Genomic DNA, 20,221 nt, shown 5'->3' with positions numbered 1-20,221 from the left:
TGGGTCGAAATTCGTGGGCGCAGCCTGCGTAGTTGCAAAGGCATCGGTTTGGGTGATCGTTTTGCCCTAGGTGTTAACGGCCGCGACTGCCCGATTCTTAACCCACTATACCCAGAGGACGCACTTATTCAAGCTGCCGCGATCTGTCTCGCAGCTTGGCCCGCGCGTACTCGGCCCAGGCCTGCACCAGCACGACCAAAATAATGGCCTGATCCGGCGTATCGCAGTTGTGGGGAGTGTATTCCACCTCGGGACCGATCCAGTCGAGCCGATCGGGTCTGTGCAGCCGGCCGAATGTCTCAGGATCGGCGCCCAGACTCCCGCCAAACAGGGGATCCGCAATGAAGGCCCTCGGGCATGCCGTTCCCTCGACGAACAGGATCTGGGCCTGCTGTCCCGCTTCATACACGGAACCGCCTACCCTCGCGATTCGCTGGTGGACGTCCGACATCAGGCGCTCGATCTCGATGGACGGGACCTGAATCTGAATCAGATCGGCCAATGCCTGGGTCAAGACGGAAAAGCAGAATCCGGCCGTCTTGTTGCCCGGCACCAGATCCAGCCCGTCGATGCGATAGAAGAAGCGGTATTTGTCCATTGAACGATCTCGCATTAACTCAGTTTGGGCAGTAGCCCGCGAGGCTTCGGTGACGTTGAACGCAATGAAGTGATCGTGCCCGCCGTTTTCGGGCCGGCATTGGCACGGACGCCGCGGTGTGTGAGCGCAGCTCACGCCCGCCTTGAGCAGAGCCGGGGAACAATGCACCCACTGGCCTGCCTGTGCTGCCATCTGCGCATTAGGGTCGACGAACGGACGCGGCATCCAGTGCGTCGCCGCCCGGCAGATTTCCGGCTGGTCGTCTGGCGATTCGTAGGAGTTCTCGTTGAGCGAGTCCGCTTTCACATCGAAAAACTGCTCACCGTTGAAGTCCACGCCCTCGGTATAGATCAATACGCGGGGATACCTGTCGGGGTCCGGGAGGCTATCCGTCAGGCGATACCATCCTAAGAGGCCAGTTCAAAAACCCCTGAGGGGGCTGTTTACTTTCTCGGCAAGCTGTTAACCTTGGATGCCTGAACAATGGAACCCAAGGGATGGAAGCGCCGATCATTGATGACGAATTGTGGACACTGATCGAACCGTTACTGCCGCCGCCCAAGCCCCGGCGCAAAGAGCATCCTGGTCGCCCGCGCGTATCGGATCGGGCGGCGTTGAATGGCATTCTGTTCGTGTTGAAAACCGGTCTGCGATGGAACTACCTGCCGACCGTATTGGGCTTTGGCTCCGGCGCGACCTGCTGGCGACGACTGAACGACTGGCGCAAAGCAGGAGTATGGGATCGACTACACGAACTGCTGCTCGACAAGTTGCGCGAGGCCGGGCAGATCGATCTTTCATACGCTGCCGTCGATTCCTCGTCGGTACGAGCCGTTGGGGCGGGCGAAAAACTGGCCCGAACCCCACGGATCGCTCGCGACCCGGTTCCAAGCACCACATCCTCGTAGACGCCAATGGCGTTCCCATCAGCGCCATCCTGACCGGCGCGAACCGCAACGACGTCACCCAGTTGCTGCCGCTCGTCGACGCGATTCCCCCGATCCGCGGCACGCGCGGCCGACCACTTCAGAGACCCAAAGTCATCTATGCCGATCGTGGTTACGATTCCGATCCGCATCGTCAACGATTGCGCGAACGCGGCATCAAACCGGTGATCGCCAGGCGCCGCACTGAACATGGCAGTGGTCTGGGCAAATTCCGTTGGGTCGTTGAACGGACTCACTCGTGGCTCCACAACTTCCGTCGTCTTCGCATACGCTTCGATCGTCGAGCTGACATTCACGAAGCATTCTTGAAATTCGGCTGCGCCCTCGTCTGCTGGAACATCTTCAGGCGTACGGAGCAGCCTTTTTGAACTGGCCTCTAAGCTCGCCACGCGGCCTGCATCTTCGTGGATCGTCTCCGGCGTGGTGCTCTCGTAGACTTCGAGCGCGCGGGCGCGCAGCTCGTGATCGTCGTAAGTCTTGGCGATTGCGTACAACGCGCTGCGCGCCTCGGCGAGCAGCGTCACGATGTTACTGTTCGACATGGGATTCCTTGCGGGGCGGCGGGATTGCCCCGTTTTGCCACCACTCTACCGAACGAGCCTTCCGGTTCAAGTCCCAGCGATTATCCGATCCTTGTCTTACGACCGCGCCGCCACAGCTTGGCGGGGTTTTCGGTCGGCGATTGTCACGCCGTCTCGTTCGAGTTCACACCGGGTCTTTCCGGTGTCGAGGTCCGTGACCAGCCAATTGCCGCTGGACAGCGCCGTGACGCGCGTGCGCGGATACCGCGCTTCAATAGAGATGCGGCGCCGCTCGGCGCGAATCGCCATGAAGGTAACAACCGGCCTCGCCAAGATTCCAATCAGGAGGAAGAGCACCAGCGGGCCGATGAGTAAAGCACCAGTAATTTCCAGTGCGGATTTTGCGGAATGCCCCATGTACGTGGCAAAACCGAACGTGACGATAGCCTCCAGCAGTCCCCACATTGCTACTTCTCGTAACATGCCCGACCTCCTGATGGAAAATTGCTTCAGACGGCGAACACGTCGTGTTCGGCCAGGTTTTCGAGGCCGATCAGTGAGTAATAAGCCTCGTCGACCTCCGCCACGTCTGCGCCGATGGAAGTGACCTCGCTGCCGTCGGCCGCGAAGATCGTCGTGTACCCGGTCCCATCGTCCTTGTTGAAGCTGCGCCCACGATAGAAGCAGGCAAGAACCGTCGGCATGCCCGGGTGCTCGAACAGGCGATTCAACTGTTCAGCGGTCAGGTCTGTGCATGGATCGGTCAGCTTTGCACGGATTGCCATGTTGAGCCGGTTGCGCTCGGCAACGAGTTCGTCGAGACTCTGTTCCGGAATGGATTGCTCCGCGCTCCGATTCATGCGTCGCTCCCGTAGTAGCCGATCGACACGTCCATCTTCGGTTCGATGACCGGTTGCCAGTAACCGCCGTAGGCATCGCAGTCGATCGCGGTAGTGATGCCGTATTGGCCGATGCTGACGAAGCACTTCTTGGTGCTTCCGGACCAGAGCACGGACAGCGGCACCGGCCGGGCGTCGAGGTCGCCGGTCCAATGCCAGTACAGGCCCTGCTCTTTCGGCGGTTCCTTCGTCCAGGCGAACGCAGGCACGTCGGCGCTGGCCGTCGCGCGACCGAACTGGACGCCACGCGAAAACCCCGCGCCGAAATCAAATTCGGCTGAATCGCCCGGTTTTGCGCCGAAGTCGCGCAGCGCCATCTTCTGGGCGTCAACGTCGGAACGGATCACCCCGGTCCGCGTGAGCCCCCATGACGGCATGAGATGCGCACCAGCGGGCAGGCCGTTCGTTTCCATTCCATTGCTTGCTTCTGCATTCAACATCGGAACCTCCATCAGATCGTGCCGCCAGTCATGGCTTGTCGTGAGTCACCGTGGCCACGCCGTTCGTGGTTTATCGATTGCGGCTGGTCGCCACGGTTTCGAGGTGCTCTTTCATCTGGTCGAGCAGGAGCCGCGCATTGTTGTCGCCGCTCAACCTCGTGTCCTCGGTGTCTTCGTCCGGGACATGAAGATCCTTCTCGTACACTTGGCAGAGCCAGCCGCCTGGATACATGGCATAGCCGGTCGCAACGAGCCCGTCCTTGCCGGTCGAGATCTCGACGATCTGGCTGAAGTGCTGCGGGGTCTCGCGTGTCAGCAGCCAGCGGCGCAGACTCAGGAAGCTTGCAGGCGCCTCCTTGAGTCCGAACCCTTTCCCCAGGAAATTGATCGTGAACTGCAACCCGAGGATGTGCTCGGTCGAGTAGTCCCACCGGCCGAGCGCGACGCGCCGCGCAATAACGCGTGGGCTGAAGTTGTGCATGACGTGGTTCATGGTCATTGCTCCGCTAGCGAGGACGAGTGTCGGACGGTCACTCAGCGCAGGTAATGCGGGCGGAGCCTTCTATCTTCACGCCGTCGATCGAGCACCTTTGCCGCTCGGTACCGGCCACGGCGCGGTTCGCGCCGACGACCTTGGCCACGGGCGCGCTGACGGCAATTGCCGCGCCGGCCACGCCGGCGGTGGCAGTCACGTCCGAAGCCTTCGGGCCGGTTACGATGACGGCTTGGCGCTGACCTTCCTTCAGGATGATGACGATCGGCGCATCAGCGGGCGTGCGGTACAGGACATACTCCATGTGGTCCTTCTGTGCCACTTCCTGGAAGAGCGCCAGGCGATTCTTGCCATCCTCGTCCTGGAGCAGCACCTGCGGGCGCGGAAGGATGGGGCCGTGACCGAAGACGAGATGGATGCTGCCGTCGGGGCTCGTGACCGCGTTCGGACGCAGCTCGTCGGCGCCGGCGATCGCGAAAATCTGCGGGATCGGCTGGCCAGCCATGCGCTTGACCGGTTCGGCATTCGCAACGCCCACCACCGCCAGCAGCGCCAAGATGAGACTCCTCTTCATGGATTTGATTTCCTGATCGGATGGGTTGAATGAATGGCTCTGAGGATCGCCGATTAAGCTGACGGCTTGCGCTCGGACAGGCGGGTCTCGCTCACCAGCCCAGTGAACAGGCTCCAGCCGATGCCTGCGCATCCCAGCAGCCAGATGATCTTTCCGATGATCATCCACACGTTGACCGCATGCAGATCCGTCTGGACCTGGTCGATCCTGATCGGCACCGGCGTCTCTTTACACGGAACGTCCTTGCCCGTCCGCGCATGCGGCGTCATGTCCAGATATGAGGTGCGCCATTTCACGTCGTCGGCGAGCAGGCGATCGTGAGCGACGGACCACGCCATATGATCGCTCTGGTCAACGTTCCAGCGGCACACGACCTGGTAGTCCGTGAGCGTCTGGAGTTCCCGGAATACGGTCGGTACCGTGATGCGCGGAACCGCGACCGTCGCGTTGCAATCCACATACACGCCGAGAAACAGCGCAACGGATGCGAGGTAAGCGATGCCGGCGCGTCGCTTCGTTGCCGAGGACATCGACGGAGCCCGCTTGAGCAGCAGTGCGTATGCGAGAAACGGCCCAAGCATCATCATGATGACGACAGGGACATCCAACGCCAGCAGGTGCGGCCCTTGGATCAGGATGGTCCAGAAGTTGTGCATGTGATTTCTCTTTCTTGTGATTGGTGGCACAAGGCCGGCTACGCCGCCTTGCGGGCCGACTTGCGACGGTCCTCGTCGCTCCGCTCCCTGACCCATGCTTCGATCTTCGGCAGCAGCGCGGCCAGATCCTCGCCGTACAACCATTCCGTTCCGTAATAGCCCCAGCTGAAACCGTAGCTGCAGCTGTCGTCGCCTTCGAAGTACTCACGCACCGGCGTGGCGACATTGAGGAGTAGCCCCGTCAGGTTCTTGTCCAGCACGTATTCGACGAATTCATCCGTCTCCATCCGAAGCGCCTTCTTGCCGGGAACGCCCACGGCCTTCGCGATCTCGACCAGTTCTTCGTCGATCGCATCGCGGAATGCGGGCGGCAGCGAGTCGTGCTGGACGATCGCGCCAAGGTGGAAAATCCCTTCGAACCGCCAGACGTTTTCACGCGCCGAGTCTGTGATCTGCTCGTTGATCTTCTTGGTCATGGTCGTGTCTCCGCTTCGGATGGAGTTTCGGGGGGCCGCTTACAGGCCGCCGTTCTGAATCAGGTACTTCAGCGCGTCCTGATTGCCGGCCGCTGCTGCGCGACGCATGAGCTCGAAGCCCTTCGCCTTCACCTGGGAAGCCGACATCGACGGGTCAATCTTGATCACGCGCTCGGGATGGTCGGATCCGCTCATCAGGCGGCCGACCAGGAACATCGCCGTCGGCTCGCCTGCGTCGACTTCCTGCTGGAGCAGGCCCGGATAGTCCTTGCGGAAGTGCAGCGCGAGCCACGTGCCGGCAGCGCGGTTGCCTGCCTGCATCGCGGTCTCCATCGCGGGACGCATTTGCCGGTTTTCGTACGACTTCGACCAGGAGTCGATCGGCCCCTTGAACGGAGCGAGAACGCCGAATACAAGCAAGGCGATCATCCATCCAATAGCCTTAAGCCGTTTTCGCTGAGCCGGATCCGGATTGAGCAGAAATGGGGTGCTCTCCGGCCATGTGAGTGCCGCGGCGAGGTTACGGCGCTCGAGATGCAGTTCCTTGATACGTTCGTTACGGGTCATCGACTTCTCCGAAAGATCCAAACTTGCGCCCGCTAGCCCTTCATAACATCAGGCAGGGACTCGCTGGCGCCTCCATACAGCATCACTGCTGTTCGGTTGCCAGTCGCTCGCGCGTATCGCTCAGCGTCGCGACCGGGTAGGAAGCGATCTTTCGGTCGGCAGATTCGAGCCAGACACGGATCAGGTGCGTGGCGACCTTTGCGTCGTGCATGCTGATCCCCTCGAAATGCCCCGGATCGATCGCATCCTCGAAAACCGCCTCACGCGGGCCAAACGCCCACATCAGCTTCGGCTTGCGCTCGCGGGCCAGCCAGAAGGTCAGACCTCCCCTTCCGCCTCAGCCACGTCGAATTGCGCACAGACTCCCGCCGGAAGTTCCTCGAGCGCGGCGGTCAGTTCCTCGATCGCCGCTTCGAATGCTTCCATCGCCAGCTGGTTGGCCTGCTCATAGATGTAGGCAGGCTCAATCGGCTGGATGATCCCGCCCCACGCCCGCCTCAATTCCTGACGGGAAATTTCCGGCATGATGCGCCCCACGGCTGAACACGTCGGCGCACGAGCGCGCAAACGACGCGGCAGGCTGGCCATAGACCCTTCTCTGCCTTGTAGCCGAACATTCTAGGGAGATCGATTCTTGTCAGGAATCTTGAATCGTGACCTATCAGGTATGTCTTTCCGTGGGATTTGCGCCCAATCGTCCTTGGGCCGCGTCAAGCACAGCCAGGTCTCGGCGTTCCGCGCCATGCGCACGGTGCCATACGATATCGCCGGATAAGACCGGCAAGATCGCGATCGAGGCTCGGAAGAATCGGCCTGCGTGTCAGGCGGCGAGCGCGATCGCGCGGGCAACGCCAGCAATGGATTGCCGAGGCCGAGGTGGCAATTCGCCCGGTCGCACCAACGGCCGTAGTCGTGATCGATGCTGTGACACGCAAACTGATCGACGGTCGGCCTGTTGCGGAAACGGGAATGACGACGCTCGAAATCACCTCCGATTCCCGTCGAAGTGGCTGTCGGTGGATCTCGAAACCCGGCGACGTATTGCAGGGCAACGAGGCCGGTAAATGGGTGCGTGCCTCATCTTTCGCCACGCCAACCGTGGGAAGAAGATGTACCGCCGAAAGCCAAACGTGGTCCACCACGTACCGTCTTGCAATGGCGCGCTGGCATGGCACTCTGGCCTCTCCTCACCGGAGCGCCAGCCCATGACCGACGTCGCATACGAAACCGTCCTGCCCGATCAGCCGCACGTGAGCACGCCGCCGGCCGCCCCGAATACTCCCTTCGATAGCGCAGTATTCGACGCCGCACGGGCGAAGACCATCAAGGCGTCCCGAGACGCCGGGAACATCCATCTCGATCAGCTTCCGTGGTACGTCGAAACGATGCGCGGCCGCGAGATCTTCAATGTTCACGATCCGAAGGTCCACGGTGTCATCCGAACCGTGAGCAACAACGGGAGCATCTATGTCGACTGGGCCAACGCCTACTCGGCAGAGAAGGAACTTGCCTCGCCCATCCAGGACGGCAACAAGACCGTTTTCCGATCCTCTCTCGGCCCGCACGACTTCAAGGACTACGCGCTGGTGCAGCCCGCTACACGGCCGCAATAAGCGCCCATAGACTGGCACTCCTCGCGGTAGCACGCAGCGGTCCGTTTGCTTTGATCGGCTCAGGCTATCCGCGATCGCCTCGAGTGATTCGCGCGGCGAGATACTGAAACTATCGGAGTCTCAGTTCCCGTCGACTACCCGGTACACCGGCGCCCCGCTGGTTCCGGCAACCACGCCTCGGCGTGTGTGACTTCTTTGGTTCCCCACCATGAAGCATGGCCATCATCGGCCATTGACGTAAAACAGGCGACTCGTATCGCAAGCTGCGCATTCTCGGTAAAACTTCTCACCTTCTTTCCGAATGCGCTCTTTATGCCCATCATGTCCGCAACTGACCTTGATCGGGGTGTTCCCTTCGCAGTCCTGGCACTTGAAGTAGTATCCGTACTGGCCGTACGTCACCATAAGTGCAGTGGACCGACAGTGTCGACACCGATGATCGCCACTCGATTGTGGACCTGCCTCGCTGCTGGCACGTTGCGCGGTCATGACGGATTCTGCGGGAGAAGACTGCCCCGCGAAGGTGCCACGCACGCTCGGTGGTACCCATTTGTCCGCAGGGATGTCGGGACCGTAGCCGTCGGGCCACGACATCGAATCGGGGGAGGATTTAGGTGCAGCAGCGACTTTCGGCGCCGCAGCGGACTCGGCCTGTTTGTCTGTCGCGGCAGGCGAAACAATCGTCGCAGGAGTGGGATTGAGCTGACGCTCGATAGCCTCGCGGGGTACATCGAAGCGGGCCGCATAATCGAACTCGATCGGACGGTGAAGCGTAACTAGCTCCTGTGCCAGGTCCTTGTGCCCGCCACTGGCGAAGATCGCGCCGACCACGTCGAAGAAGCCTAACTTGTCGAGGTCCTTGTCAAAGTTCTGCAAAAGGAGATCGGCCTTGACGATGAGCGCGGTGTCAAACTTTCCTTTCCGCGGGCGATCGATCCGAGCCTTGGATGACACGACCACGTACGAGTGAATGCTCCTGATTTCGAACGAAGACTTCACATGACGAAGCACTGCACGCAACACCTCGACGTGTCGCCTATTTTGCTCGAGGGGCGACGCCATCCCATCGTAAGTCCGGCCATTCCAGCGAAGAAACTCGCCGTCCTCGGTGATCTTGATCCCCTTCGCAACACGCTTGCTTTCCAGAACCCAGATCTTCCCGGTACGGTGGATCAGCAGATGATCAATCTGCACTGAACGGCCATCTTCCAGTTCGAAGCGCAGATCATGAAGGATCATCGTGTTCTGGCTCTCTCCCAAATAGAACTCGATTTCATAGGCAGTGTCGGCTTCGCCTCTCACCCCCGCTATCGTCGTTCGAAGCTCCTGCTCCACCAACATTCGTTTGTGGGCCGACAGGCCAGGAACCCTCTTGATTGCTTCGAGCGTTCTGATCAAAGCCTCTTTGTCATCAGCAGACTTGATTAGCATAGTGGGGGTGCTGGTGGATTTGTTGTGGGGAGGATTGTTCCCTCGTTATGCCGCTGGCCCGTCAGCCGATGGATCGGCTCTCAGTAGACTTCGTCGTTGATCGCAAGGCCGGCAGGACGCGCTTCAAAGCGGTATTGCCGATGCTTTGGATATTGCGGGTCAATCTCGCGTACCAAGCGGTCGAGCTCGCGCATCACGTCGCCATTGTCTGCGCCCATCAGATGTACCGCCTTCGCAAGGCCCTCGCCGTACTTCTCGACCATGAGCGCAGCCAACGCGGGCGTCTCGGCGCCGCGAGCAACGTCACTCTTTCGGCCTTCCGCGTAGTTCCGGATTTCTTCGATCAGGGAAACTGTTGTCATTCCAGATCACTCGTATCTTCGGCTACCGGCCGACCTGAGGGGCACTTGCGCGCCAAGTGTTTTCCGTTCGGTTAGTGGCAGATAACTCGATCGGGATCTGCTTGGCCCGATTGCACCGCCAACATTCTTTGCATCGTGACGTTCAATAGGTCGAACGGCACGGCCAGAGTCACCGTGCGGCCGGCAGCCAGCATCTTCCCAACTACTCGGCCACGATCCGCTTCACTCGTGGCCTTGCCGAGCGCGGCATCGACAGCACCCTTGACGTGCTCGCCGAACGCTACGAAATAGCCATCCATGCCGTCACGAATGAGATCATTCATGCTGCTCGCGGTGCCTGCCGGTAGGGCCTGAGCCTTGTGATTGAGAATGGTCGCGACCGCCTTCTCCATCCAGCTCTCCAGTTCCGTCAGGTTGATGATCCGCAACACCGATTTGCCGACCGCTTTCAATGCGCTCATCACCTCTTCGTGGGTCGCGCCGACCCAGACCGACGCGCTGCCGGTCGCTGGCTCGGCAATCACCAGAAAGACCCGGTCACCAGGGATGAAGCTCTGAGTGTCCATCCCGCTCGCTACCATCATGTGTGTTCCTTGGCGTTTAGACCGTAATGCGCGTTTGTCATATCCGGTCAGGAAGCGGCCAATCGGTGCCGCGCAGACAGCACTGCGCCAAGACAGCCTGCGAACCCCGCGCCTAGATCACTCTCTTGCGGCCAGTGCAAGCGATTGTAGGGAGAACGCTTCCTGTCCGGAATCTCGAAAGAGTGCCCATGCGGGCGTCTTTCCGGTCAGATTCCGAACTGGACGACCTTCTAGTAGCCAACCGAACGGGTGGTCAGGCGTCGTGACCGCTTCCGAGACGCGCTAGCGTTTCGAGGCCGTCCTCAGCCCACCTCACGAACTCCTCGATGTCGGCGCGTAGAGCCACGAGCTCACTCGCATTTGATGTGGGTTTCATGGCCCGCAACATGGCGAGCCATGCTTTTCCCGTCTTCTCGAAACCTTCAAGGAGCGATTTACGCCGCTCCATGAAATGAATCTTGAACGCATCGTGCAATGGGATCTGCATGTCCGTCGCCTTGCGCCACATGTCCATACTCACTCGAATGAACGATGGGTCCAACTCGACGGGAAAAGCGGCGTCGCGCTCCCCTGGCCGAGGCGACAACAACGCACTCAATTCGTCCGCGGCAGCTGCATGAACCGCAGTTGCATCGTCGCCAAGCGGTTCTCCGGATGGCATCTTTCGGGATTCCGCAGAATCCCGAAGCAAATTGATGGCTAGGCGCATCGCGTCGGCCATGGTCATTTCACGCATCTTGGCTTTTCCTTCACAACAGTTCCATCTGACCGATGTTGACTTCTCGTGCGTCGCGCTTGTCTTCGGAGACTGCGCTGGTCGCTCGCCGCGTGGATTGCGTGACAGACGTAGGCTGCGCAGCGGGTGGATACTGTCGATGTTCGCGACCCCATTCGGCGCTCAGCACCTCGGCAGCGAACAGGACGCCGGGAGCGATCTGAATGTAGCGACTCATTGGCGTTATTTCCGGCTTAAGGGTGTCGATTTCTCGACGGCGTGTGTATGCAGCCCAGCCATAGTTTCTGCGGTTTGATGGGAAGCGTCATCGCCTTTTCCTTCTTCGCCTATCGCGTATCGAATCAACACTGTACCTAACAGCGAGCCTTGATCAAGCTCTTGCGACGAGATCAACGACTTGCACGGACCGTCTCCCTTCGCTCCGTCCGGAACTTCGAAAGAGTGCCAATGCGAGCGCCTTCGGTCAGATGACGGAGATCTTCAGGCTGTCCGCCAGCTGCAATACCTTACTCCGGAGCGGATCGACCGCCAGTGAGTCATCGCCGAGAACGTAGAGACCGGGTGATGACAGCCTCTGCCCGAAAAGCATGACGCACCGGCCGGCGTCATTCCTGCGGGAGCCGTACGCGATCCCCTCCGCCGTGGGGCATTGATCGTGCGCGGCTTGCGACCACTGGCGGGTCTGCGGATACTTGGCCGGGATGCTATCGATCAGATCGGCCCGCGCCAGTTCCAGGGCGGGCAGATACGGCGTATGGAAGCTGACGCAATGGATCGGGTCAGGCAGAAGCACCTTCGCGATCCGGTAATTCGTCAACCGGTCGAGATAGAACACCCCAGGCGGATTGAGCGTCACATCGTGGAAAAGCGACTCCATGATGGCGCACTCGAACGAGCTCGCCGCGTACCACGTGTGGACGGGCGAACCGTCCGGGAGATTGATCGGCGCGAACCGCGTATTGCCCCAGCCTTCGGAGAACGTGGTCGACGCCGTGCCGTGAGGGTGGGTGCAATATGCGTGATACCAAGCCGGTACATCCTCTCTGGAAATGGGCAGGACGGTGAACGGCTCCGCCGCACCAGGTGCGTGCAGGCCGGTCATCAGGCGACATACTCCCCGTGCAGATGATGGGCGGCTTCAACGACGTCATCACGACGGTCGAGTGCGTCCCGCGGCGCAACCGGTTCGGCCTCATGTACGCCACGCCCGGCAATCCATCCGTTCGGGAAATGGAACCACGCCGCGATCTTCCACGAATCCTCCACTGGCCCAAGCGCCTCGAGGAGGTCTTTGATCACAGGCAGCGGCTGGCACATCGCGTCGAACTGGTAGCCCGCGAAGTATTCCTTGCCATTGAACGCCACACCAAAGACACGCCCTCGCCGCTTCCAGTCACTCGCGGGTTGAGCCTTGTTGGCGGGCGGCGTCGCCTGCAGCGCATTGATCTGCTCTGCCGTAAGCCAGTCGCCCCGCGCGAAAACCTCACGCATGGTCTTCTGGCGCCGGATACGCTCCTCGATCAACGGTGCCGCCGGCGCCGACAGGCCCGAGAAAGCCCGGGCGATTTCATCCGCGCGCTGGAAAAGCCCTGTTTCCCATTGAGGCGTGGCCAGAAGGACAACCAGCAACTCTTCGATCCCCTTTTGCAGCGAGGAAGCGACGACCGGATCTGTGCCGCGCGGGAGCGGCAGGCTCAACACTACGTCCGCGTTTGAGTCTTCATGGACTTGAATCATGACGCCCTCCGAAATTTGCGACTCTGCCGACATTATAGTTGTCGTCGTCAAAATCGCAAGATTCGAGGGCTGGGGGTACTAGCAGCGAACTCAACCGTGTAGGCAAATCGCCAAAAAATGCTGCGTGTGAACATGCGAAAGTTCGCGCCCGGAGTTCGTTGGTGCAGAATACTGTATTTTTGTACAGGTCCAAGGATTCGCCATGTCCGCCACCCCGGACCCCAACGCCGCGCCACAGATCGACTGCGGCAAGCCCGTGCACGTGGCCGAAGTTCTCGCGCGCGTTCCGGCGGGCTTCCCATCACCCGCGCAGGACCACGCAGTTTCACGTATCGACCTGAATCAGGTCCTGATCCGCCACCAGCTCGCGACCTATTTCCTGACCGTCAGCGGCCCGTCGATGCGCGACGCGGGAATCGACGACGGCGATCGCCTGATCGTCGATCGCGCGGTGCGACCGAGCCACGGCGATATCGTCGTGGCGGTGGTCGACGGTGAACTGACCGTCAAGCGGCTCTATCAACGCGGCGGCATCGTCAAACTGGAGGCCGCCAATCCCACGTTCCCGGACCTCCGCCCACGTGACGGTAACGTGCTCGAAATATGGGGCGTGGCGACGTTTTGCATCAAGGCGTTGCCGTGAAGACGTCGCGCCCCGTCGCGCTGATCGACGGCAACAGTTTCTATTGCTCGTGCGAACGGGTGTTCCGCCCGGCGCTCGTCGGCAGGCCGCTAATCGTTCTGTCAAACAACGACGGCTGCGCGATCGCACGCACGGCAGAAGCCAAGGCACTTGGGATCAAGATGGGCCAGCCTTGGTTCGAGATTCGCCACCTGGAGCGCGACGCAGGCCTCGTCGCACTCTCCGCGAATTTCGAACTGTACGCGGACATCAGCGATCGCATGATGGCCATCATCGGGCAGTTCGGGCCTGACCAGCATATTTACAGCATCGACGAGTCGTTTCTGTTCGTCGACGGCATTCGTGACAACCTGACCGACTACGCGCAACAGATGCGCGCTCGCGTGCTGCAATGGGTCGGCATCCCAACGTGCGTAGGCATCGGCTCAACCTACACCCAGGCTAAGCTCGCCAATCATGTAGCCAAGAAGCGGCCGCACTGGAACGGCGTGTGCGACCTCACTGCGATGCCGCGCGGTGCGCTGGCGACCCTGATGAGGGAAGTCGACGTCGGCAACGTATGGGGTGTAGGGCCGCGCTTAGCGCCGCGGCTGCGCGAACTGGGCATCGCGTCAGCACTCGACCTCGCACGCGCCGCCCCCGAGGCGATTGCGGGCGAGTTTTCGGTGGTCCTTGCCCGGACTGTTCGCGAGCTGCGCGGCACGCCCTGCATCGACCTGGGCGCGGACACTGCGCCGCGCAAGCAGATCATGACGTCGCGCTCGTTCGGCCGCGTCGTGCTCGATCAAGCCGAACTCGCCGAGGCGATCGCGGAATTTGCTGAGCGCGCTGCGCACCGTCTGCGCGCGCAGCGCTCGCGTGCGGGCGCGCTGCAGGTCTTCATCCGCAACAGCCCGTTTCGGGAGCGGGAAGCGCCTTTCTCCGCCGCGACCTCGATCCGACTGACACCGGCAACCCAAGACACCCGGCAGATCGTCCAAGCCGCACGATACGCGCTACGCGGAATTTTCAGGCAAGGGGTCCGCTATGCGAAAGCGGGCGTGATGCTGTTCGACCTCAGTTCGGTCGATGTCGAGCAACTGGAGCTGTTCGGGGCCGACGAGCCAATGACGGGCAATGGCCGAGATCCGCAAGCGCTGATGCAGACGATCGACGCACTGAACGCGCGCTTTGGTCGCGGCACCGTGAAGTTAGCCGGCGCTGGACTCGCGCAGGAGTGGCGGCACCGACCGGAGCGGCTAACACCAGCCTATACGACCGATTGGAACCAACTGCCGATCGTACGTGCTTAGGCTGCACGACCCGGACAGGCGGTGACGCCGGAGACACGTGAATAAAAAAAAGCGTCGCACTTTCCAGGGCGACGCTTCAAAAGTGTTCTAGCCATTTCGAGGGCCGTGCTAGAACCTGAGAGAGCTTCAGTATGTCACAACAGCTTCTTATTGGGAAGCTGTTTTTTATTTGATGTTAGTCAGAGTACTCGGAGACTCGAGAGCATGACGTCACGGGTGTTCTGCGTCGGCCGGCCCGTTCCGCCCTCACCTTCTCTTGCGGCTCCCGCGGGTTCTGCGAATGCGGCGAGACAGACCATCAGTTCCTTCGAGACGCCGAGGCCGATACCCATCGAGGCCACGTCTTCCTGCAGGAGCGGTCCGTTCATCAGTACCTTCGCCAGACCGCGCACGCTTTCCACGAGCGCGCGGTCGTTGTCAGTCCAGCTGTCGGGCGGGAGATTGCGGAGTTCCAGGAGATCTTTCAGCTTTTGCGGCATGGGCCGCCGTCCGACGCGAGTCGCGTACCCCGACGTCGCGGAATCCATGATGGTGGTCCCCACGAGCATGTTCCAAAGGTGTTCCGGTTGCATTCGAGCTCCTGTCAGTTATCCGATATGGGCGTGTCGCTGTTCAAGGTAGCGGCAGGATCCCCTGACCAAAATTCTATTGATGCCGAGTCCGCGCAGGAATCCGGAATGAGCGCCTATTCGGGCCTCTTTCTGACCTCCGCGAGGGCGGCTCGGAAGTTCCCCACACAAAACTTGCGAAATTTCGCAATTTCGCAAATCGGACGCCCCAATAAAAAAACCCGCCGGTGCTCCTTTCGGGAGCACACGGCGGGCGGACTTCATGTTGACGGATTACATGGTGGGGAAAGACGAATTGCCCCGCTTGTGCCTCGGGTCTTCGAACGGAATGGCGAAGTGCGCCGCCAGTTCCGCGATCGATTGTGACGCGCACTCGACTGCAACGTCCGTGTGCTTCACATAGGCTCGAAAGTAAAACGCGTCATCGGTAACCACCAGCATGTCGCACTCGGAACGGACGGCGTTCTCTTCGCCCGCATCCAGCGCGTCATCAGGATCAGTCTCCGGATCGTACTGAAGATACTGAGCGCGACAGTCGTACTTCTCGACCTTGGACAGGTCGTTTGCCCTGACCACCGAGGACAGCTTGACGATATTCCGGGCCGACTCCTCACTTACCTCGAAGATCGCGACACCAGGCGACTTATCCAGATCGCCGCCGCCACTCACTTCGACGCGGTAGGCCTTTGGCGAACTCACGGGTGTTGCCACCGAGACTTCCGGCAGTTTCCCCGTTGCATGTCCCCCGATGGGATGGTTCTGGTAGGCTGACCATGCTTCATCGCTCGTCTCGGGACGGTATCCCAGGTTCTTCCATGCCAGTACGCCACGGACATAGCCGTGTGCATAGGCGCGATCCTGATGAACCTCCATGTCCCTGACCGCCGCACGCTCCGCTTCTGCAGTGCCATCGTGAAAGCCCCAGTTGAATCGCACGCGCTCCGGGAAGGAACCATTGCGCTGCAGGTTCCTTTTCATGATCGTCAAAACGTCGCTGGGTGTGCCGCGTTCCAGCGCCTCTTCAACCATCTTTAGGAATGTCGCCTTGTCCTGCTCGGGGCCCACATGGGCGGTTGCAGCCGGCTCCGGCTTCCCGGACCACGAGTTCTTTTCGCCTTCCGAGTTGTAGAGAACCACCTCGTAAGCGTCGTCGGAATCCGGACGGCCGCGGAGCGCTACGTGACCGATCGCAACTTCGTCCACCTTGGCGATTTCCGTAGCGAAACCGTTGAACGCCCAGATGATTTCCGGCATTTTCACTTGATTCATGTTGCTTCTCCAAAGTTGATTGCGAGAAGCGCTCCCCAGCGGGGAGCGTCCCCGCGAGGGTTTAAAAACTCAATTCAGGCCCGTTGCCCCTCTAGGGGGAAACGGATATCGAGTCGACTACTTGCCCTCGAGCATAGCGGGCTGGGAACCGCAAGATCCAAACACAGACACCCTTGTCCGCCTCGGCGCACTGAGGTGGCTGCGACGATGAGAGCCTCCGGTCAGGAACCGGCTGTTGCTTCCTCCTGCATACGCCGCAGCTCGTCGAGCATCTGCGCGTAGGTGATCAGTCCTTCCTGGCACCGCTGGACTACAGCAGCACGCTTGATCCCCTTCGCCCAACGGTTCGTCGCGGCAACTCTGTCGAGCGCGCCGGCGTCCAGGATGCGATAGCCCTCCTGCAACATGTTCTCGACAGCTATCGCGAGAGTGTCGAAGCACATATGGCCAACGAACCCGTCCAGATCGAATCGCTGGATGCGCCAACGCCCGGAACCGGACATTTCTGGAACAACGAATGCCCACGCATCGCGCTCCCGCTCGCGACACTCGACGCCAACGGGTTCGCCGTTGTATGCCTGCATGAGTCGTTGATAGCTGATCTGCATTGGGCGAGCTATCCCGCGAAGGTGCCGCGCGAAATCCGGGCGCCCCCGCAGATGTGCAACACGCGCCCGCTCCCAGGTAGTGGTTCGATAACGCTGGGGATGAACTTGATTCATGGTACCTGCTCCTGTGTGGAAACGCGAAGCAGGTGCCCCCATTAGCGGGACACAAGCCCCGCAAGGGTGATTGACTCGCGGCGGATGCCGCACAGGCTGGCTAACGGTCCAGCTACCGGTGGTAATGTCCGCCAATCATACCGCGAATACTTCCCATCAGGAACACCTGCGCGCTGAATGCGGTTTCCACGGAGCCACAAGGCAAAAAAACCCGCCGGCCCCCTCTGCTGAGGGAAGCGCGGCGGGTGAGCGTTGCGTGTAGAGCGACTGTCGGCTGGGCGCCGGCGCGTCATCTAGCAAGTTGATGCGAGAAATTCACGCACGTCCGCGACGGTCTCTCGGCCCATGCATAGGATCTCCCAGCCGTTGCCATTCGGGATGATGTCGACATTGTCGCCGTGCTCCTCGCGCAGCACCTCACAGCGCTCTAGCGCGAGCGCGGGCACAAAGAACCTAGGGCTCCCCTGTTCATCGCCCTCAACAAAGACGAACTCCATGATCGTCATCCTCAGTCATTTCGATCCCGGCTGCGGCCGGTTCTGCAGCTCGCCGACGGCCTTCATCACGGCACGACCGCGTTCGAATGATTCGATCTGCTTCCGTAGTCCGCTGGCGAGTTCGCTCTCTTCTCGGCACGACATGTCGTGAATGCCCAGATAGTTCGCGTCGCTAGAGCAAGTCGAGAACATGTACCGCACACCTTCGTTCGTCATGTGGGCCGTCACGAAGAAGTAACCCTGGCGATCGTTGGCTACTGCGTAAGCAAATGGCATTCGATCTCCCTTGTAGAGAGTAATGCCGCGAGACGTGTGCCGGTAGAAACCGGCGCCGCCAGTAACCGGCTCCTCATCAAGGTGGCCAAAAAGTCGTCCGTTAATGGAGAGAACGGGAAACTGCCTACTGTCCCGATGAACCTTGCTGTCCGTTGGAATCTGAACTTGGGGATATTGCATAGCCTGCTCCTGTCGAAGTCCGAAGCAGGCCCCCGTCGGGAATCTGCCCCGGCGGGTTGATAGTGCACTGACGTGCGTTGAATCACGAGAAAGCGCGCTGGCTGGTTTGCGGCCCAGCTACCGTCAATATGAGCCTCTAATATACCCCGAATTCCTGTCAGGAAGCTATCCACGCTCGTCACCAAGCGCTCCGAGCGGCGGCGCAACTAGCGATTGTGTTCAGCTTCAAGAAAACGCTCGTGGCGGCGAGTCAAGCCCGTTGCCGATGGCTGGTCCTCGGACCGATCCGGAATGGTCTTGCTTTCCAGGTCGGACGTCATCGCATCGGCGCGACGGAAGGAGACATGCCGGCCAGTGAGGTCTATCCGGACCTGGCGCCAACCCGCGTCGCGCCATAGCCGGCCCGGATGTCCGTCTTTCACGCCGGAATTGGACCAGTACGGCCGGAACCGGCTGGCGGTCGGAGGCAGGGAGAAGCCGAGGATCCGTTCGATCTCGTCGAAAGAGAGCGTGACTTCGTTCCGGTCAAGATTGCGGAGGTAGTCTGCGAGGGGGGCATATTTGGACATTGTCTTGCTCGCACGTTGGAAGCGATGGGGAACGCGGGCGACGGCCAGGCAGAACGCCCAGGTTGGTTCGCGCATATCCCATGCAGCGCAGAGCTAGCACGACACGGCCGGCGAGTTCCCTTCCCTACAGGAACTCGCCCAACTCCTTCAGGGTTTCACGAGCGCCGCGCGTAGCGGTTCTTCGCGACATCCGGCAGGGCGTCCCTTCCAACGATCGCTTCTGCGAGGTCAGCCGCCCTGTTCCAGCCAATCCCCAATTGCCGCTGGATGTGCGCCACGCACACCCCATCGAACGCGATGATCTGTTTTGCCTGCGTCAGCTCGTTCGCTGTTAGCGGTACGAGCGCCGCCCTTTCGAGAATGCCCATGTTTTCTTGTCTTCCTCGCATCTATTTGCGCTTGCCGGACGCCGGCGCCGCGACCGCTTCGGCTACGGCGCTGGGACGGCAACCGGCCGTAGTGGGACGCTTCCGCGCGACGCGCATTCCCGGTCAGATGACGATGGTCGGCACGCCTCGGGCCGCCGGCGGGATCCGGGCATGTTCCGTCATGGCGTATTCGGTCCCACCGACGATCGCCATCTTCGTGATACCGTAGGCCGCGCCGCCGACTTCCACATCGACGGTTTTCGCATCGCCCAGCACTCCATCGAGATCGATCACGAGGGCCGGTGCGCCAGCACCCGCAAGCGACACGACGGCGTCATCGGACTTCCTCCGACCGGAGACGGCATACTCGACTGCCTTCTTCTTGATCCAGATGGACGAATACAGACCACCGATCAACTGAGTGAACGGCATCTGATTGACGAGAGTAGTGAGGGCGGCGGCTTGAGGCATATTTTCTCCTGTTGGTTTGGTGACTACAAAGCGATGACTGGTTACCGAAATTACGCGTGTCTGGTTGCCGACGAGTTAGCCCGTATCCTGGTTTGCGGTTGCCGAATCATTTTCATGCTGCATTTGCAATAGCTGTTGCGATCGAGATGTTCAACGCTGCACGCAGGGGATCCGCGCCATCGTGAAGGCGAGCATCCAGATCAGCGTCCGGAAAGACCGTTCCAGCGAGCTCGGCGCGAACGCGCATGAGCATCCGTCCGAGATAATTCTGGCCACGGCCATTGACGATTCCCCACCGACGACCGGCGTCGTCGTCGATTCGGCCGGCCTCGACAATCTGGGTATCGCCTGTTGCGAGCAGCAACTCGCGCAGATCGGCATGCTGCATAAACTTCGAACGCAGACAGGCAAGCATCCACGGGTAGCGCAGCCGCGACCAGCCCGGACGGGTATGGAAGCCGAGCAGCGCATCGGCCGTCCGCCCCATGATCTCGGTAGGATCTGCATCGTTTGAAGGCAGGACGTGGGCGGCGAGTGCAACGAGCGACGGCGACGGCGCGGACATCAACCAGTCGCGTACGCGCGGATCGCGTGGCTTAAGTGACTGGTACGCGTGCTCAACGGTCGGGAATCGCGAATCGTTGATCTCGATCTCGCGCCGAAAGAGGTTGCTGAACGCACCGTAAGGCTTTTCATTGGCTCGGTAAAATTCGATCGCCTGTTTCATCGCG

General features: G+C 60.6%; 31 protein-coding genes. 4 read left to right on the top strand and 27 right to left on the bottom strand.

The genetic code is table 11. The annotated features are described in order from the left end of the window. Positions 1 to 124 precede the first annotated feature (124 nt). Positions 125 to 952 carry a hypothetical protein gene (locus tag CJU94_RS37680; protein WP_095423664.1) on the bottom strand — a complete coding sequence of 276 codons (828 nt, stop codon included), beginning with the start codon at positions 950 to 952 and terminating at the stop codon, positions 125 to 127. Positions 953 to 1,095: 143 nt separating this feature from the next. Between CJU94_RS37680 and CJU94_RS37675 the strand changes: the two genes are divergently transcribed. Continuing rightward, positions 1,096 to 1,913, top strand: a protein-coding gene (locus CJU94_RS37675) for an IS5-like element ISRme6 family transposase (protein WP_095422244.1) whose coding sequence is annotated in 2 segments (ribosomal slippage) — positions 1,096 to 1,444 and positions 1,444 to 1,913 — 819 coding nt in all. Because the reading frame shifts where the segments join, the coding sequence is not laid out codon by codon here. 270 nt (positions 1,914 to 2,183) lie between these two features. Here the strand turns inward: CJU94_RS37675 and CJU94_RS37670 are convergent. The 10 genes from CJU94_RS37670 to CJU94_RS37625 all read right to left on the bottom strand — a co-directional run bounded on the left by CJU94_RS37670 (position 2,184) and on the right by CJU94_RS37625 (position 6,759). Beyond that, on the bottom strand, positions 2,184 to 2,549 hold the full coding sequence (locus CJU94_RS37670; protein WP_095423663.1) for a hypothetical protein: 366 nt from the start codon (positions 2,547 to 2,549) through the stop codon (positions 2,184 to 2,186). 26 nt (positions 2,550 to 2,575) lie between these two features. Beyond that, positions 2,576 to 2,926 (bottom strand): hypothetical protein, encoded by a 351-nt coding sequence (locus CJU94_RS37665; protein WP_095423662.1) that lies wholly within the window; start codon positions 2,924 to 2,926, stop codon positions 2,576 to 2,578. Beyond that, positions 2,923 to 3,405 (bottom strand): hypothetical protein, encoded by a 483-nt coding sequence (locus tag CJU94_RS37660; protein WP_095423661.1) that lies wholly within the window; start codon positions 3,403 to 3,405, stop codon positions 2,923 to 2,925. The genes CJU94_RS37665 and CJU94_RS37660 overlap by 4 nt, the downstream gene beginning before the upstream one ends. Before the next feature lie 70 nt (positions 3,406 to 3,475). Beyond that, positions 3,476 to 3,898, bottom strand: a complete 423-nt coding sequence (locus tag CJU94_RS37655; RefSeq protein ID WP_157763893.1) for a hypothetical protein — start codon at positions 3,896 to 3,898, stop codon at positions 3,476 to 3,478. A gap of 37 nt (positions 3,899 to 3,935) precedes the next feature. Then, positions 3,936 to 4,454 (bottom strand): hypothetical protein, encoded by a 519-nt coding sequence (locus CJU94_RS37650; RefSeq protein WP_157763892.1) that lies wholly within the window; start codon positions 4,452 to 4,454, stop codon positions 3,936 to 3,938. Between the two features lie 71 nt (positions 4,455 to 4,525). Continuing rightward, positions 4,526 to 5,128 carry a hypothetical protein gene (locus CJU94_RS37645; RefSeq protein ID WP_095423658.1) on the bottom strand — a complete coding sequence of 201 codons (603 nt, stop codon included), beginning with the start codon at positions 5,126 to 5,128 and terminating at the stop codon, positions 4,526 to 4,528. Positions 5,129 to 5,166: 38 nt separating this feature from the next. Beyond that, a complete protein-coding gene (locus tag CJU94_RS37640) occupies positions 5,167 to 5,604 on the bottom strand; it encodes a hypothetical protein (protein ID WP_095423657.1) in 438 nt (145 codons plus the stop codon). Positions 5,605 to 5,643: 39 nt separating this feature from the next. Continuing rightward, a complete protein-coding gene (locus CJU94_RS37635; RefSeq protein ID WP_095423656.1) occupies positions 5,644 to 6,171 on the bottom strand; it encodes a hypothetical protein in 528 nt (175 codons plus the stop codon). A gap of 82 nt (positions 6,172 to 6,253) precedes the next feature. Next, positions 6,254 to 6,454, bottom strand: coding sequence for a hypothetical protein (locus tag CJU94_RS37630; RefSeq protein ID WP_095423655.1), 201 nt, complete (start codon positions 6,452 to 6,454; stop codon positions 6,254 to 6,256). 35 nt (positions 6,455 to 6,489) lie between these two features. Continuing rightward, positions 6,490 to 6,759 carry a hypothetical protein gene (locus tag CJU94_RS37625; RefSeq protein WP_095423654.1) on the bottom strand — a complete coding sequence of 90 codons (270 nt, stop codon included), beginning with the start codon at positions 6,757 to 6,759 and terminating at the stop codon, positions 6,490 to 6,492. Positions 6,760 to 7,376: 617 nt separating this feature from the next. Here CJU94_RS37625 and CJU94_RS37620 point away from each other — a divergent pair. Continuing rightward, positions 7,377 to 7,784: a hypothetical protein gene (locus CJU94_RS37620; protein ID WP_095423653.1), complete on the top strand. Its 408-nt coding sequence runs from the start codon at positions 7,377 to 7,379 to the stop codon at positions 7,782 to 7,784. 222 nt (positions 7,785 to 8,006) lie between these two features. Here CJU94_RS37620 and CJU94_RS37615 read toward each other — a convergent pair whose 3' ends face one another. From CJU94_RS37615 to CJU94_RS37585, 7 genes are all read right to left on the bottom strand, one after another. Next, on the bottom strand, positions 8,007 to 9,215 hold the full coding sequence (locus CJU94_RS37615) for a nuclease-related domain-containing protein (RefSeq protein WP_095423652.1): 1,209 nt from the start codon (positions 9,213 to 9,215) through the stop codon (positions 8,007 to 8,009). 80 nt (positions 9,216 to 9,295) lie between these two features. After that, positions 9,296 to 9,577: a hypothetical protein gene (locus CJU94_RS37610; protein WP_095423651.1), complete on the bottom strand. Its 282-nt coding sequence runs from the start codon at positions 9,575 to 9,577 to the stop codon at positions 9,296 to 9,298. Positions 9,578 to 9,648: 71 nt separating this feature from the next. Next, a complete protein-coding gene (locus tag CJU94_RS37605) occupies positions 9,649 to 10,161 on the bottom strand; it encodes a hypothetical protein (protein ID WP_095423650.1) in 513 nt (170 codons plus the stop codon). Between the two features lie 253 nt (positions 10,162 to 10,414). Beyond that, complete coding sequence (locus tag CJU94_RS37600) at positions 10,415 to 10,897, bottom strand: hypothetical protein (protein ID WP_244221170.1); 483 nt, start codon at positions 10,895 to 10,897, stop codon at positions 10,415 to 10,417. A gap of 13 nt (positions 10,898 to 10,910) precedes the next feature. Beyond that, complete coding sequence (locus tag CJU94_RS37595; protein WP_095423649.1) at positions 10,911 to 11,114, bottom strand: hypothetical protein; 204 nt, start codon at positions 11,112 to 11,114, stop codon at positions 10,911 to 10,913. A 246-nt stretch (positions 11,115 to 11,360) separates the two neighbouring features. Further along, positions 11,361 to 11,999, bottom strand: coding sequence for an RES family NAD+ phosphorylase (locus tag CJU94_RS37590; protein WP_095423648.1), 639 nt, complete (start codon positions 11,997 to 11,999; stop codon positions 11,361 to 11,363). After that, the gene (locus tag CJU94_RS37585) at positions 11,999 to 12,634 is read right to left on the bottom strand and encodes a hypothetical protein (RefSeq protein WP_095423796.1); all 636 of its coding nucleotides are present in this window, start codon (positions 12,632 to 12,634) and stop codon (positions 11,999 to 12,001) included. Before CJU94_RS37585 ends, CJU94_RS37590 begins: the two co-directional genes overlap by 1 nt. Positions 12,635 to 12,836: 202 nt before the next feature. Here CJU94_RS37585 and CJU94_RS37580 point away from each other — a divergent pair, with 202 nt between their 5' ends. Together CJU94_RS37580 and CJU94_RS37575 are read left to right on the top strand one after the other, a co-directional pair. After that, positions 12,837 to 13,277: a LexA family protein gene (locus CJU94_RS37580; protein WP_095423647.1), complete on the top strand. Its 441-nt coding sequence runs from the start codon at positions 12,837 to 12,839 to the stop codon at positions 13,275 to 13,277. Beyond that, positions 13,238 to 14,569 (top strand): Y-family DNA polymerase, encoded by a 1,332-nt coding sequence (locus tag CJU94_RS37575; protein ID WP_095423646.1) that lies wholly within the window; start codon positions 13,238 to 13,240, stop codon positions 14,567 to 14,569. The genes CJU94_RS37580 and CJU94_RS37575 overlap by 40 nt, the downstream gene beginning before the upstream one ends. A gap of 179 nt (positions 14,570 to 14,748) precedes the next feature. Here CJU94_RS37575 and CJU94_RS37570 read toward each other — a convergent pair whose 3' ends face one another. From CJU94_RS37570 to CJU94_RS37530, 9 genes are all read right to left on the bottom strand, one after another. Next, positions 14,749 to 15,141 carry a hypothetical protein gene (locus CJU94_RS37570; protein WP_095423645.1) on the bottom strand — a complete coding sequence of 131 codons (393 nt, stop codon included), beginning with the start codon at positions 15,139 to 15,141 and terminating at the stop codon, positions 14,749 to 14,751. A gap of 270 nt (positions 15,142 to 15,411) precedes the next feature. After that, a complete protein-coding gene (locus tag CJU94_RS37565) occupies positions 15,412 to 16,407 on the bottom strand; it encodes a hypothetical protein (RefSeq protein WP_095423644.1) in 996 nt (331 codons plus the stop codon). A 221-nt stretch (positions 16,408 to 16,628) separates the two neighbouring features. After that, the gene (locus CJU94_RS37560; protein ID WP_095423643.1) at positions 16,629 to 17,129 is read right to left on the bottom strand and encodes a hypothetical protein; all 501 of its coding nucleotides are present in this window, start codon (positions 17,127 to 17,129) and stop codon (positions 16,629 to 16,631) included. Between the two features lie 293 nt (positions 17,130 to 17,422). After that, entirely contained in the window at positions 17,423 to 17,626 is a 204-nt protein-coding gene (locus CJU94_RS37555) for a hypothetical protein (RefSeq protein WP_157763891.1), read from the bottom strand. 15 nt (positions 17,627 to 17,641) lie between these two features. Next, positions 17,642 to 18,082, bottom strand: a complete 441-nt coding sequence (locus CJU94_RS41165; protein ID WP_157763890.1) for a hypothetical protein — start codon at positions 18,080 to 18,082, stop codon at positions 17,642 to 17,644. Between the two features lie 206 nt (positions 18,083 to 18,288). Next, positions 18,289 to 18,651 carry a DUF7662 domain-containing protein gene (locus tag CJU94_RS37545; RefSeq protein WP_157763889.1) on the bottom strand — a complete coding sequence of 121 codons (363 nt, stop codon included), beginning with the start codon at positions 18,649 to 18,651 and terminating at the stop codon, positions 18,289 to 18,291. A gap of 155 nt (positions 18,652 to 18,806) precedes the next feature. Continuing rightward, on the bottom strand, positions 18,807 to 19,019 hold the full coding sequence (locus tag CJU94_RS37540) for a hypothetical protein (protein WP_095423639.1): 213 nt from the start codon (positions 19,017 to 19,019) through the stop codon (positions 18,807 to 18,809). Positions 19,020 to 19,142: 123 nt separating this feature from the next. Beyond that, entirely contained in the window at positions 19,143 to 19,490 is a 348-nt protein-coding gene (locus tag CJU94_RS37535; protein ID WP_095423638.1) for a hypothetical protein, read from the bottom strand. 112 nt (positions 19,491 to 19,602) lie between these two features. Next, positions 19,603 to 20,217, bottom strand: coding sequence for an NADAR family protein (locus CJU94_RS37530; protein WP_095423637.1), 615 nt, complete (start codon positions 20,215 to 20,217; stop codon positions 19,603 to 19,605). Positions 20,218 to 20,221 lie beyond the last annotated feature (4 nt).

This window comes from Paraburkholderia aromaticivorans (genome assembly GCF_002278075.1).
GTDB lineage: Bacteria > Pseudomonadota > Gammaproteobacteria > Burkholderiales > Burkholderiaceae > Paraburkholderia > Paraburkholderia aromaticivorans.
Note: the sequence above shows the minus strand (reverse complement) of the source record. Positions and strands in the feature narration are given on the sequence as shown.